11 protein-coding genes are annotated in these 12,962 nt (G+C 70.5%); 1 reads left to right on the top strand and 10 read right to left on the bottom strand.

Annotated features, from left to right (window positions below; translation table 11 throughout):
• The first annotated feature begins 105 nt into the window (after window positions 1-105).
• Entirely contained in the window at window positions 106-255 is a 150-nt protein-coding gene (locus DFI_RS20375) for a hypothetical protein (protein ID WP_162899089.1), read from the top strand.
• A 13-nt stretch (window positions 256-268) separates the two neighbouring features.
• Here DFI_RS20375 and DFI_RS17965 read toward each other — a convergent pair whose 3' ends face one another.
• The 10 genes from DFI_RS17965 to pstA all read right to left on the bottom strand — a co-directional run bounded on the left by DFI_RS17965 (window position 269) and on the right by pstA (window position 12,950).
• Complete coding sequence (locus tag DFI_RS17965; protein WP_027462272.1) at window positions 269-2,812, bottom strand: polynucleotide kinase-phosphatase; 2,544 nt, start codon at window positions 2,810-2,812, stop codon at window positions 269-271.
• The gene (locus DFI_RS17970; RefSeq protein ID WP_027462273.1) at window positions 2,809-3,522 is read right to left on the bottom strand and encodes a hypothetical protein; all 714 of its coding nucleotides are present in this window, start codon (window positions 3,520-3,522) and stop codon (window positions 2,809-2,811) included. The genes DFI_RS17965 and DFI_RS17970 overlap by 4 nt, the downstream gene beginning before the upstream one ends.
• Window positions 3,519-4,298 carry a nucleotidyltransferase domain-containing protein gene (locus DFI_RS17975; protein ID WP_027462274.1) on the bottom strand — a complete coding sequence of 260 codons (780 nt, stop codon included), beginning with the start codon at window positions 4,296-4,298 and terminating at the stop codon, window positions 3,519-3,521. The genes DFI_RS17970 and DFI_RS17975 overlap by 4 nt, the downstream gene beginning before the upstream one ends.
• Window positions 4,295-5,251 (bottom strand): nucleotidyltransferase domain-containing protein, encoded by a 957-nt coding sequence (locus DFI_RS17980; RefSeq protein ID WP_081425742.1) that lies wholly within the window; start codon window positions 5,249-5,251, stop codon window positions 4,295-4,297. The genes DFI_RS17975 and DFI_RS17980 overlap by 4 nt, the downstream gene beginning before the upstream one ends.
• Window positions 5,248-6,624, bottom strand: a complete 1,377-nt coding sequence (locus DFI_RS17985) for a 3' terminal RNA ribose 2'-O-methyltransferase Hen1 (RefSeq protein ID WP_027462276.1) — start codon at window positions 6,622-6,624, stop codon at window positions 5,248-5,250. Before DFI_RS17985 ends, DFI_RS17980 begins: the two co-directional genes overlap by 4 nt.
• An 821-nt stretch (window positions 6,625-7,445) precedes the next feature.
• Window positions 7,446-9,482, bottom strand: coding sequence for a cation:proton antiporter domain-containing protein (locus DFI_RS17990; RefSeq protein ID WP_027462277.1), 2,037 nt, complete (start codon window positions 9,480-9,482; stop codon window positions 7,446-7,448).
• 271 nt (window positions 9,483-9,753) lie between these two features.
• Complete coding sequence (locus tag DFI_RS17995) at window positions 9,754-10,458, bottom strand: gamma-glutamyl-gamma-aminobutyrate hydrolase family protein (RefSeq protein ID WP_027462278.1); 705 nt, start codon at window positions 10,456-10,458, stop codon at window positions 9,754-9,756.
• Window positions 10,459-10,547: 89 nt separating this feature from the next.
• Entirely contained in the window at window positions 10,548-10,922 is a 375-nt protein-coding gene (locus DFI_RS18000; RefSeq protein ID WP_027462279.1) for an HU family DNA-binding protein, read from the bottom strand.
• Between the two features lie 431 nt (window positions 10,923-11,353).
• Entirely contained in the window at window positions 11,354-12,112 is a 759-nt protein-coding gene (pstB, locus tag DFI_RS18005; RefSeq protein ID WP_027462280.1) for a phosphate ABC transporter ATP-binding protein PstB, read from the bottom strand.
• A 22-nt stretch (window positions 12,113-12,134) separates the two neighbouring features.
• A complete protein-coding gene (pstA, locus tag DFI_RS18010; protein WP_081425773.1) occupies window positions 12,135-12,950 on the bottom strand; it encodes a phosphate ABC transporter permease PstA in 816 nt (271 codons plus the stop codon).
• Window positions 12,951-12,962 lie beyond the last annotated feature (12 nt).

Below are 12,962 nucleotides of genomic sequence, written 5' to 3' on the forward strand. Positions count from 1 at the left end.
ATTCGCCCGCCCAGATCGGCGTGAAATTCCCAATCGGGTTCTAAGGGGCAGGCTCCCGTGAACCTGAAGGGCTGCGGATGAGCCAGATGACGTGCCGGCATTCTGATGCTGCTGGCCGTGCGCCGCCTGCTGCAGGCGGACCTGGAAGGAATGTTCAGCGCGTCCGACGAGGCGCGCCGGGAAGCGCGGACCCTCCCGCAACCCCCCATCGAATTCAGTGAACCGGCTCAGGGGGAGGGCCACCAGACCCCCTGAGCCGGCGCGGGCGTTACAGGCGAGGGTCGAGCGGCTCGCTTTCCAGCGCGGCCACGCCGAACACGCACTCGTGCAAGCGGCGCAGCGGCTCCCCGGCCACGAAGCGCTCCAGGCCCTCGAGGCCCAGCGCGAACTCCCGCAGGGCCAGCGCCCGCTTGCCGCTCAGCCCGCGCGCCCGCAGGCGTTCCAGGTGCTCCGGGAGGGTGTACTCCGGGCCGTAGATGATCCGCAGGTACTCCCGGCCCCGGACCTTCATGGCCGGCTGCACCAGGCCCTTGTGCCCCCGCGTGAGGAAGTGCAGCGGCTTGACCACCATGCCCTCCCCGCCGCCCGCCGTGAGGGCCAGCCACCACTCGGTGGCCGCCTGCCGGCTGGCGTCGTCCCTCAGGTCCACCGTGCGGTGCCGCGTGGCGATGAACAGCGCCGGGTCGGCGTCCGCAAGCCGGGCGAGCGTCCTCATGTGCCACAGGTGATCCTGGCCGGAGTGCACGTGCCCCTCGCTGGCCAGCAGGTGAAAAGGCGCGATCCGGACGTCCGCGAGCCCGTGCGCGCGCCGCACGTACTGCCGGTACGCGTCCACGTACGCGGCCGTCAGCGCCTCACGCGCCCGGGTGCGGTCCAGCAGGTCCCCCAGTGGCAGGCCCCGCGCGACGGCCGCCTCGAGCACGCTGACCTCGGCCGGCAGGGTCGCCCGGGCCGCCGCGCCGACCGCGGCGTACTGCCCCCGCAGCAGCGCCCCGGCCTTCAGGGACCACGGGAGGATCTCGGCGTCGAGCAGCGCCCAGTCCGTCCCCAGTTCCTCCCACAGCCCGGCCGCGCTGATGGCGTCCGCCGCCCGGGCGACGAGGTCCCGCTCCAGGGCCTCATCCTCGAAGAAGGCCCGGCCGGACCGGGAGTACACAGTCCCCTGTCTGCCGTCCCGCACGCCGAAGCGCCGCTGGGCGGCGTCCGCGTCCCGGGCAAGCACCAGCACCGCGCGGGACCCCATGTGCTTTTCCTCGCACACGACCTGCGCCACGCCTGCGTTCAGGTAGTGGGTGAAGGCCTCCTCCGGATGCTCGAGGTACCCCTCGCGGGTGCTGGTCTCACTGGGGCTCATGGTGGGCGGCAGGTACAGCAGCCAGCGCGGGTCCGTGGCGAAGCGGCTCAGGGTCTCCAGCGCCGCGGCCGCCTCGTCCTCCCGGACCGTGACGCGGCCGCGCAGGCGCGTCTCGATCACGCGTTTCCCGGTCACGTCCGCGAGGTCGAGCAGTTCGTCATTCACCTGCTGCGCGCTTCCAGGCTCCCGCGCGGGCTGCAGGGGCCGCACGGGTTCGGCGTACACCTCCCGCGCGGGTACGCTCACGACCTCGAGCTCCGGGTAGCGCAGGGCGGTGAGGTGACCGCCGAACACGCAGCCGGTGTCGATGTCGATCGTCCGGTTCAGCCACTCGGCGTGCGGGACGGGCGTGTGCCCGTACACCACATGCGCCTGCCCGCGGTACTCGGCCGCCCAGTTCCAGCGGACCGGCAGGCCGAACTCGTCGGTCTCCCCGGTCGTCTCGCCGTACAGCGCGAACTCCCGCACCCGGGCGGACGCGCGGCCCTGGTACGCCTCCTTCATCCCGGCGTGCGCCACCACCACCCGGCCGCTGTCCAGCACGTAGTGGCTGACCAGGCCCTCGAGGAAACCGGCCACCTCCCGCCGGAACTCCGGGGGCTGCGCCTGCAACTGCTCAAGCGACCGGTCCAGGCCGTGGGAGACCGTGACCTTCTTCCCCTGCAGGGCCCGCAGGAGCTTCACGTCGTGATTCCCGGGCACGCACAGGGCCGTTCCGGCACGGACCATGCCCATCACCAGCCGCAGCACGCCGGGCGTGTCCGGCCCGCGGTCCACGAGGTCTCCCACGAACACGGCCTTCCGGCCCGCTGGAGGCGTGACGCTCAGGTCCTCTGCGACGGCGTACCCCAGTGCGCCCAGCAGGTCGCGCAGTTCCGGCAGGCAGCCGTGCACGTCCCCGATGAAATCGAACGGGCCCGGCTCATGCCGGAGGTTGTTGTACAGCCGCTCGCGCACCACCTGCGCGGCCTGTACCTCCTGCGCGCCACCCAGCACCGTCACGTGCCGGAAGCCCTCCCCCTGCAGTCTCCGCAGGGACCGCCGCAACTGCTGCACCTGCTGCCGGACCACGCCCGGCCCGAACGGCCGGTCCGCCCGGGCCGCGTGCCGGGCCAGCAGTTCCTCCTCGGGCAGGTCCAGCACGACCGCCACCGGCAGCACGTCGAACTCACGCGCCAGGTCCACGATCCGCTTCCGGGCGTCCGCTTGCACGTTCGTCGCGTCGATCACGGTCAGCAGGCCCCGCGCCAGGCGCTTCCGGGCCACGAAGTACAGCGCGTCGAAGGCGTCCCCGTTGGCGTCCAGGACGTTCTCGTCGTTCGCGACCAGCACCCGGAAGGCGTCGCTGGACAGCACCTCGCCCGGCGCGAACAGCCGTCCACCCAGCGTCGTCTTCCCGGACCCCGACGCGCCCACCAGGGCCACCAGGCACAGCTCCGGCAGGTGAATCGTCGTCATGGACGCACCAGAAGGGCGGCCGCCGCGAGGAACGCCTGCGCCTCGGGGGCGTCCGGGTCATGCTCGTACTCCTCCATGAGTGCCCGGCCCGGAGGGCCGCTGCGCAGCCACGACAGCAGCACTGGCCCGGAGTCACGCCGCGCGAAACTGTTCCATGCCCGGTTCAGCATGAGGCCCGTCAGGTGCTCGTTCACGAACCGCGCCAGCCAGCACCGGGCGGACCGGCCAGACGCCAGCCAGAGGGTCAGGTAGTCGTCCCAGGCCACCTCCGGCTCCACCTCGGTGAGCGAGGCCAGCACTTCCCAGGGATCATCGGTCGGCAGGATCGAGGTGAGCGCCTGAAGCCACCACGCCCGGAGGTACGCCCGGACCGCGTTCCGCTGAGGGTCCGGCCAGTCCCTCCAGGGCACAAACCGCAGGCGGCGGACGACCCAGCTCCGGTCCGGCCAGTTCAGTTCGCCGGTGGCCGAGACCTCAAGAAGGCGGGGCAGGAAGTACTGGAAGTCACCCGGGGCGCCGACCGTGTCCGGGGCGTTGGCACCGTAGGACCGGAGGTCCGCGGCGCTGAGCTCCTCTCGGTTTCTCGAGGACAGGACCGCCAGTTCTTCCTCACTGATGCAGCAGTTCGTGCAGCCGTCCACGCGACCCGGGTGGGGAACGTCCGCAAAGGCGGCGTACAGCGGCGCCACCGTGCCGGTCAGGGCCGTCACGCCCCCTCCTTCAGCCGGAGGCGGACCAGCAGGTCACTCAACGCGTCCACCGTGGCCACATCGACCTCGACCGGCAGGCCGCTCGCGTCCCGGGCGTCCTCGAGGTCACGCGAGAGCCGCCGGTACTCCCGCTCGTAGAACGCCACGTCACCCGTGAAGGGTTCCTTCTCCGCCCCGCCGCGCTTCTGGTCCATCAGGTCGTCCAAGTACCCCAGCCTCACCTCGGCGTTCAGGTGCGTCAGGTTCGCCTCAGTCTTCCCAGTCCGCATCAGGTGAAGACCGGTCAGCAGGGTGCGGAAGGTGTACAGCAGCGGCTTGACCCGGCGCGGGGACTCCTTCTGGAACATCTGCCACTGGTTCGCGCTGAAGCCCAGGTAGTGGTGCGCGTGATGCCGCGTGACGACCCGCGCCGCCAGGTGCCGGAGTTCGGCGTGTTCCGGCGTGGTGTGCACGACCAGCGGGGAGTGCAGCTGCTCGAGCACGTACCCGTTGCGTTTGAGCAGCAGCCGGAAGAACTTCGCGGCGTCGTGCGTCACGAGGTCCAGGTCCACGGCGTGCCGGGCCGGGTCGTACATGACCTCCACGGTGTCCTGCGTGTCCTGCAGGCCCAGCACCTCCCGGACGGGCAGCAGGTGGACGCCGCGCAGGTCCCAGTCGCTGTCGGCACTGGGAAAGCCGTACAGGTGCGCGCCACTGATCGTGGCGAACAGCAGGGGATACGGGTGGTCGCTCACCGCGGCCTGAAGGGCGGCGGGAATGGTCAATGGGGTGCTCATGCGATCTCCAGAGGGGTCGGGGCGTCCAGCATGCGGCGGCGGGCGCGGATCAGGAAAGCGTTCACGCGGTCGTAATCGGGCCGGTCCGGCAGGCGTGTGCGGGCCAGGGCCACGTCGAAGCGGGCGTGCAGGTCCAGACGCCAGCCTTCGGTGTCCGCCCAGCTCACCTCGCCCCGCTTGACGGCCAGCAGGGCGTCCCGGTGCTCTCCGACGTGCACCATCACCTCGCCCTGCTCCAGCACGGCAATGCCTGAGAGAAGCAGGCGAATCAGGTGCATCGCGTGCTTCGGCCGGACCTGCCCGTGGGTGCGGCGGTCGGCTTCCATCCGCCGGAACTGCGAGAGGACGTACCCGTTGTACGTCTGGTACACCAGCGTGGACAGGAACGCCTCCCGCAGGTCCAGCAGGTCCTGCGCGACCGGGGAGACGTGCTCCACCAGGGGCGTGTACAGGCACTCCAGGACGTTCGGGTTGGCCTTCAGCGCCAGCGTCAGGAACTTCTGCAGCTCCCAGTACGTCTCCTGCGTGGCGTCGTTCTCCAGCTGCTCCGGCACGCCCCACAGGCTCCAGTGCCGTTCCGCGGGCGGCAGGTAGAAGCCCCGGCGGTCGGTGTCGCTGCCTTCAGTGTCCAGCCCGAAGGCGCGGGAGCCGACCACGCAGCGGTACTGCACCCACGCGAACCAGTCCGGCTGGTTCGGCGGGGTGGGCTCGGCGTGGTGCCGCTGGACTTCCAGGTCCGCGCGCAGGAACGCGCGGACCGTGCCATCCGGGAAGCTGACCCGGTACGCGTTCCGCAGGTCGGCCGGCGCCGCCACCACCCGCCCGACCGCGCCGGCCGGCCGGCTGACCTCCCCGGAAGGAGAGTGCAGCGCGGTGCGGGTGACCACCTGCGTGCCCACCGGCAGGGGCCGCCGGTCGGTGCCCCGCGCCGGGCCGCGCTCCGGCGCGGTCACGGCGCCTCCCGGCGGAAGACGGCCATCTGCGTGGGCGGCCCGAGGGCGGCGTCCACCTCTCCCACGTCCCGGAAGGTCACCGCGTACCCGAACTCCCCGGCCACCCGCTGCGCCCACGTGCGGAACTCCTGGCGCGTCCACTCGAAGCGGTGGTCGTCGTGCCGGACCGTGCCGGCCGGCAGCGTGGCCCAGCGAGCGTTGAACTCCTCGTTCGGGGTGGTCAGCACCACCGTCGCAGGCCGGGCGTCGCCGAACAGGGTGCGTTCCAGCGTCCACAGCCGCGCCCCGTCGAGGTGCTCGATGACCTCCACGACCGCCGCCGCGTCAAAGCCCCGCAGGCGGGCGTCCCGGTACGTCAACGACCCCTGGACGAGGGTCAGCCGGGCCCGGTAGGGCTCCGGGAGCTCCGCCAGGCGCAGGCGTTCCCGGGCGAGGTCCAGCACGCGCGGACTGACGTCCATGCCGAGCAGCCGCGTGAACTGCCGCTCCGGCAGCAACCGCGCCAGCAGGTTGCCCTCCCCGCACCCGAGGTCCAGCACGCTCGCGGCCCCGGCCGCGAGCAGCTCCGCCTTCACCGCCTCCAGCCGCTGCTCGTTCAGGGAGACGTTCCGCGCCCCGGGCGCCCCGGCGTCCGCGTCCTCCTCGGGCGTGAAGTGCGCCTGCGCGGCGCGCTGCAGCGCCCGGCGGTGCTTCAGGAACCGGCGGGTGATCAGGTCCCGCTCCGGGTGGGTGTCCAGCCACCCCGCCCCGTACCGGAGCAGCTTGTCGATCTCCGCCTCGCTCACGTAGTAGTGCTGGCTGTCGTCCAGCACCGGGATCAGCACGTACAGGTGGGCAAGCAGGTCCCGCAGGCGCACCTCGGCGCGCAGGGTCACGGCCTGGCAGGGACTCGCGCCCCACTCCGGGAAGAGCGGATCCAGCGGCGCCTCCTGCACGCTCACCCCGTACCCGAGCGGGCCGAACAGCCGCCCGGGCAGGGCCGCGTCCCCACGGGCCGGCAGGGCCGGCAACCGCACCTCGAACGGCAGGGACCGCGCCGCCAGGTCCGGGCGGTCCCTGCTGCGGCCGCTCATTGCGGTGCTGAACGCCTCACGCAGCGCCGTGCCGAGGAAACTGGACGCCGCGTACGGCCGGTCGTTCACGTACGGCTCGAGCGGCAGCCCGGCCCGGCCCCCGCCCCGCCCGCGCGAGATCACCACCGGGTCCACCTCGACGAGCAGAGCCGCCGTGCACACCTCCTCGCTTGCCTCGGGGTAGAACACGTGCCCCTGCCCGACCGGCAGACCGAACGTGAACACCCGGGCCGGGTTCTTGTGCAGCAGGAACCCCAGGTCCGTGGCGGGGTGGTGGGTGGTCGAGATGGTCAGCAGCATGGCGGTCTCCTTCGGGGCCCTCACTCCAGGCCTCAGCGCGGCGTGCACCAGCGTACTGTCCGTCAGGGCGGCTTCCATCCGCACTTGGGCGTAGCCGCGCCAGATCGGGCAGGGGCCGCCTGGTGCCCTATCTGGCCGCCAGTCGGCGTGCACGCTCGGCCCCTTCACGGACCTGCAAAGGGTGAGGGATCGGGGTGCACGGGGAGCCAGCCTGACCTCGGACTCAGGGACCTGCCAGAGCTCCGTCTGGGACGACTTCTACGACTGGGGCCTCGTGGCACACGTCGAGCGCGAACCTTACTGAACGGGGTATTTCATCGGAGAAAGGTCGGCGAGATGATGGCGGTCAACACCCGCTCCGACGGGACGTCCGCCTGGAACGAAGTGGCGTACGCGAGTGCGAGCGACGCCCTGCGCATCAGAGCGGACGGCACCGACGAGTGGAAGGACCTGAGTGGCAGGGTCACGAAAGGCAGGTGGACCGCAGCGCCGGACGGCCCGGGATCATCGTGAAGGACGCCCGAAGGGGAGCGTGGAACCTGCACAACACCACCAATCTGGTCGAGGAACGCTTCCGGAAACTGCAGGGCGCACGCCTGTTCCCGAGTGACCCGGGAAAGATGAGCATGGCCGCACCCCGTCCCCTGGGCCGCCCACCTGTTGGCCTCCCTCGGGGACCGTCTGCGCGCACCGTACACGGGTTCCGCATCGGGCCCTCCCAACGGAGTGCCGGGCAGGTCGGGGAGGAGGATGGCGGGTGCGGGTCGTCTCCGACCCTCCGCTCCTCTCAGCGGCGCCTCAGCCGCACGGCTTGAGCCGCTTCACCGGGTCCAGCCATGCTCATAGCAGTAGGCCCAGGTTTCGCCTGGCTCAGCGCTGCGAATCACCGGGTGGGCCTGGGCGTGCGCGTGCTGCGTGGCGTGCCTGTTCTTCGAGGAGTCGCAGCAGCCGACATGTCCGCAGGTCATGCATGTCCGCAGGTGCACCCAGGTGTCCCCCAGGGCGAGGCACTCCAGGCACACGTCGGCCTCGGGGACGATGGGCCCGGCCGCGCTCAGGGCGTGAGGACACTGGGCCTGCTGCGCGGGCGTGAGGCTCACTGGGGCGTGCTCCGAGAGATGTTGAGTCACCTGGGCGCGACTCACGTCCGGGGGCGTGAGGAGGTCCAGAATTCCCGTGGCCACCTCCTTCCGGGGGGTCAGGACGTGCCGCGCCCCCAGCGCTTTGAGGTGACTGAGGTCGTCGGGCGTTTCTGCCCGGGTGATGATGGGCAGGTCGGGCGCCACCGTCCGGGCGACGCTCACGGCGCGGGCCGTCATTTCCGCGTCGTCGTCCGCCACCACCAGGACCCGGGCGGAGGCGATCCCCAGGTCGCGCAGCAGGCCGGCCCGGGTGTAGTCGGCGATCAGGACGGGCGCTCCGCGTCCGGACAGTTCGCTTGCGCCGTCCGGGCTGCGGGTGATGACGCTGTACGGAACCCCCACCCGCGAAAGCGCGCGAGCAGCGAGACGGGCATGCGCTCCATACCCGGCAAACACCACCCGGTCCGCGACAGGAAGGGCACTTCCGTGATCCGACCCGGCAGACTCCCCGGCCTGAACGCTGGGGCGGGGTGGCCGCTGGCCCAACAGGGGCGTGGCCAGGGCACCCAGCGCGGGGGTGACGACCATCAGGAGGACCGTCGCCGCGATAAAGACCTGCGTGCCCTGCGGACCCAGTCCGGCGAAACTGAGGCCCAGGGCGGTGCCCGTGGCGGCCAGGACGAAGGAGAACTCACCCACCTGCGCGGTCAGGAGCGCGACCGGCAGGGTCACGTCCAGCGGCTCGCCCAGCAACCGGACACTCAAGGTGGTCACGGCCGCCTTCAGCACGGCAATCAGCAGCACCGCCCCCAACACTTCGGGCAGATGGGTGAGGAGGAAGGCCGGGTTCAGCTGCAGCCCGACCGACAGGAAAAAGGCGGCGCTGAAGAGCACCTGGAGCGGAAGAATCTCACCCAGCGCCTGCATCCCGTAGCGGCTTTCACTCACCAGCAGACCCGCCAGGAAGGCGCCCAGCGCGAGGCTGACCCCGGCCATGGCCGTGAGGCTGGCGGTGCCGAAGCACAGGGCGACGACGGTCAGGAGAAAGATCTCCGTGCTGCAGGTGCGCGCCACGACCTCCATCACGGGAGGCACGAGCCGCCGGGCCGCGACCAGCACAAAGCCGATGATCCCCGCCGCCTTGGCCAGCGCCAGGGCGACGCCGCCCGGCCCGCCGCCCTGCCCGGCCAGCATGGGAATCAGGAGCACCATCAGGACCACCGCAAGATCCTGAAAAATCAGGATGCCCAGGGCCACCTGCCCGGTGCGGGCGCCGGTCTCTCCGCGCTCAGCCAGGAGACGCATCACGATCGCGGTGCTCGACAGGGCCACCAGACAGCCCGTGAACACGGCGCTTTGCCACCCCACACCGAAGGCAAGCAGAGCCGCCGACACGGCAGCGACCGTCAAACCCGTCTGCAGGCCACCACCCAGGAAGATGAGCCGGGCGATGCGCACGAGCCTTTCCAGACTGAACTCCACCCCGATGGTAAAGAGCAGGAGCATCACGCCGATCTCGCTGGCTGAGTTGATCAGCGCCGGGTCGCGGATGAGCCCCAAGGCGCCTGGCCCCACGAGGACCCCGGCGAGCAGGAAGCCAATGATTGGAATCAGTCGAATCCGGTAGGACAGGTAGGCGGCCAGGGCGGAAACGAGCAGCAGCAGGGTCAGGGGCAGAAGAAATTCAGGGGGGCCTGTGTGACCTGCCTCCCCTTGCGCAGCGACGGCGGATCCCAGCAGCAGGGGAGAGGTTACCAGGGCACGCCCACGTGTCATGAACCAGTGTGGCAAAGGGCCGCAACGCGGTCAACGTGATGGCCGGCATGACCTCCCTGCTCAAGGGCCGGGAGACTGGCCTGGCCTCCTGCACGATTCAAAGGTCGTGGTCGGCCGCCGACGGAGCCCGCGGTGTGCCGGCGTTCCGTCCAGAACACCCGAAGGGCCTGACCCAGACTCATTGCAGGATCACCCTCTGGCCCGGCCTGGACGCCTGTTCAGTCAACGGCCTGGTCTCGCTTTCAACATACACCCGGGCCCAGCGGTTGCCTCAGCAGAGGCTCCGGCAGCTCTGGAAGAACGCGCGCGCCGGGAGGGAGTCCGGGGCAAGCACCTCCGGGTGCCACTGCACCGCGATCAGGCCGTCGCCCTCCACGGCCTCCACCAGCCCGTCCGGGGCGTGCGCGGCAGCCACCAGTCCGGGCGCCAGGTCGCGCAGCGCCTGATGGTGGTACGAGTTCACGAACGCGCGCTCCCCGTGCGTGGCGTGCAGGTGGGTGCCGGGCGTGAACGTCACCTCGTGCCCCACGGCGGGGGAGGGGGCGACCTGCGCGTGGTCCGCCCAGAATTCCGGGGCGTCCGGCAGGTGCTGCCACAGCGTGCCGCCCTCGAGCACGTTGATCATCTGCACGCCCCGGCAGATGCCGAACACCGGTTTGCCCAGGCGGCGCGCCTCGCGGTACAGCCGGATCTCGAATTCGTCCCGCTCGCCGTCCACCTGACCCAGGCCGCGGCGGGGGTGCTCCCCGAAGTGACGGGGGTGCACGTCCACGCCGCCGGTGAGCAGCACGGCGTCCACCTGCGCGGCGTACGTCTCGGCGAGGTCCGGCAGGGTGGGGAGCAGCAGGGGCAGGAACCCAGCGGCGTCGAGCGCCTCGGTGTAGCGGCGGGGCGTGCCGTTGAACACGCGGCCCAGGCCGGTGCCTTCTGTCAGTTGTGAGGTGCTCAGGCCGACGACGGGACGGGGGGCGGGCATGCCCCGAGCATACGCGGGCGCAGCGAAAGGCACGCGCCCCCGGACCGGATGGTGGGGGCGCGTGCCTGCTGGAAGAATTCAGGTCAGGATTACAGGTTGCCCTTGAGGGTGCTGGCGACCTTGAAGGCGACCTTCTTGCCGGCGGGAATCTGGATCTTCTCGCTGGTGCCGGGGCGCACGCCGGTGCGGGCGGCGGTGGCCTTGACGCTCAGGGTGCCGAGGCCGGGCATGCCGACGCTCTTGCCGCCCTTCACGGCGGTCACGATGGCGTCCAGCATGGCGCTGACGGCTTCCTCGCTCTGCTTCTTGGTCAGGCCGGTCTTGTCGGCGACCATTTCCACCAGCTGGGTCTTGGCGACCTTGTTGGACTCGCCGGCGGCAGCCTTACGGGGAGCAGCTTTGGCGCTGGCAGCGGGCTTCTTGGCGGGGGCCTTCGATGACTTTTTGGTCATGGTGAGCAGCATGACATACGCCCTGCGGGAAAAGAAGAGGGGGTATGGGATTCCAGCCCGCCAGTACGGCATTTCCCAGTCTGAGAGAAATATGAAATGCCTCCAGGACGCTGTTTTTCCCGTTATTGAGGTTCGTGGCGTGTGGCACGGGAAAAGCCCGGGCTTCCGTTTGGCGGGGTCGGCATTTCTGTCGTTGTCACCGTGGAAACTCCGGACAGGGCAGCTCGGCATCATAGAGCGTGACGGAAATTGTTCGTACTGGACGTGAATTCTGAGAATAGGACGTGCAGGCGCGCTCCCCGGCGGCGTTGCCGCTGAGGACGCGCTGGCCGGCTATACCCCCCTCTGCTCCCCGTCTTCATGGACGGACCATGGCATGCAAAGAAGCGCTCCCCGGTCCTGCAAACTGGACCGGGGAGCGCCGGGCGGCCTCTCAGCCGGCGTCAGCCGAAGCGGCCGGTGACGTACGCCTCAGTGCGCTCGTCTTTCGGGGACTGGAAGATCTGCTCGGTGGCGCCATGCTCGACCATGTCGCCCACCAGGAAGAAGCTCGTGGTGTCGCTCACGCGGGCCGCCTGGTGCATGTTGTGCGTCACGATCACGATGGTCGTGACCTTCTTCAGGTCCGTCATCAGGTCCTCGATCCTCGCGGTGCTGGCCGGGTCCAGGGCGCTGGTCGGCTCGTCCATCAGCAGCACCTCCGGGTCCACCGCCAGGGCCCGCGCGATGCACAGGCGTTGCTGCTGCCCACCGGACAGCCCGGTCGCCGGGGTGTGCAGGCGGTCCTTGACCTCGTCCCACAGGGCCGCGCCGCGCAGGGAGCGTTCGGCGACCTCGCTGAGCTGCCGGCGGTCGCGCACCCCGGCGAGTTTCAGGCCGGCGACCACGTTGTCGAAGACGCTCATGGTGGGGAAGGGGTTGGGTTTCTGGAACACCATGCCCACCCGGCGGCGCATGGCGACCGGGTCCACGCCCGGGTCGTACACGTCCTGCCCGTCCAGGATGATCCGGCCGGTCACGCGGGCGCCGGGCGTGAGGTCATGCATGCGGTTGATGGCGCGCAGGAAGGTGGTCTTTCCGCAGCCGCTGGGGCCGATGAGGGCGTTCACGGTGCCGCGGGCGAAGTTCAGGTTGACGTTCTTCACGGCGTGCTTGTCGCCGTAGTGGATGTTCACGTCCTGCGCGCTGAGGATGGTCGTCATGGGGTTCTGGGGCTCCTTGGGGTTACTGGCGGCGGCTGAAGCGCCGGGCGAGCAGGCTGGTGGCGAAGATCATCAGGATCAGCAGCAGCGCGCCGGCCTTGGCCATGCGCTGGTTCTCGTCGTAGGCGCTGGTGGCGCCCTTGTAGATCTCCAGCGGCAGCGCGCTCATGGCTTTGCTGGGGTCCAGGTTCACGAGGTTGTTGCCGAACGCAGTGAACAGCAGCGGCGCGGCTTCCCCGGCCACGCGGGCGAGGGCCAGCATCACGCCGGTGACGATCCCGCCCGCCGCGGCCGGCAGCACGACCCGCAGCGTGACCAGCCACTTGGGCAGGCCCAGGGCCAGTCCGGCTTCGCGGACGGTGCCGGGTACGAGTTTCAGCACTTCCTCGGTGGTGCGCACCACGATGGGAATCATCAGGAAGCCCAGGGCCAGTGCGCCGGCCGCGCCGCTGAACTTCCCGGTGGTGAGCACCACCAGGCCGTAGGCGACCAGGCCCATCACGATGGCGGGAATGCCGGCGAGGACGTCGCTGAGCATGCGGATGGTGGGCATCAGCGGGTGGCGGGGGTATTCGGCGAGGAAGATCCCGCCGGCCACGCCGACCAGGACCCCGATGACGCTGGCGAGCCCCAGCATGGTCAGCGTGCCGGTGATGGCGTTCAGCAGTCCGCCGCCCGTCTCGCCTTCCGGCGCGGGGGTCCTGGTGAAGAAGTTCAGGTCGGCCATCCCGTCGTTCAGGCCGAACATGGCGCTGAAGCCCTCGCGCAGCAGGTAAGCGAAGATCAGGATCAGCGGCGCGACGACCACCAGGGTGGCGAGCACGATCAGGGCGCCCATCAGGGCGTTCCT

The sequence above is a fragment of the Deinococcus ficus genome, assembly GCF_003444775.1.
GTDB classification, from domain to species: domain Bacteria; phylum Deinococcota; class Deinococci; order Deinococcales; family Deinococcaceae; genus Deinococcus; species Deinococcus ficus.

Coding starts and splice junctions, on each gene's coding strand:
- DFI_RS20375 (WP_162899089.1), top strand. CDS start 106: ATGCTGCTGGCCGTGCGCCGCCTGCTGCAGGCGGACCTGGAAGGAATG.
- DFI_RS17965 (WP_027462272.1), bottom strand. CDS start 2,812: ATGACGACGATTCACCTGCCGGAGCTGTGCCTGGTGGCCCTGGTGGGC.
- DFI_RS17975 (WP_027462274.1), bottom strand. CDS start 4,298: ATGAGCACCCCATTGACCATTCCCGCCGCCCTTCAGGCCGCGGTGAGC.
- DFI_RS17985 (WP_027462276.1), bottom strand. CDS start 6,624: ATGCTGCTGACCATCTCGACCACCCACCACCCCGCCACGGACCTGGGG.
- DFI_RS17990 (WP_027462277.1), bottom strand. CDS start 9,482: ATGACACGTGGGCGTGCCCTGGTAACCTCTCCCCTGCTGCTGGGATCC.
- DFI_RS17995 (WP_027462278.1), bottom strand. CDS start 10,458: ATGCCCGCCCCCCGTCCCGTCGTCGGCCTGAGCACCTCACAACTGACA.
- DFI_RS18000 (WP_027462279.1), bottom strand. CDS start 10,922: ATGCTGCTCACCATGACCAAAAAGTCATCGAAGGCCCCCGCCAAGAAG.
- pstB (WP_027462280.1), bottom strand. CDS start 12,112: ATGACGACCATCCTCAGCGCGCAGGACGTGAACATCCACTACGGCGAC.
- pstA (WP_081425773.1), bottom strand. CDS start 12,950: ATGGGCGCCCTGATCGTGCTCGCCACCCTGGTGGTCGTCGCGCCGCTG.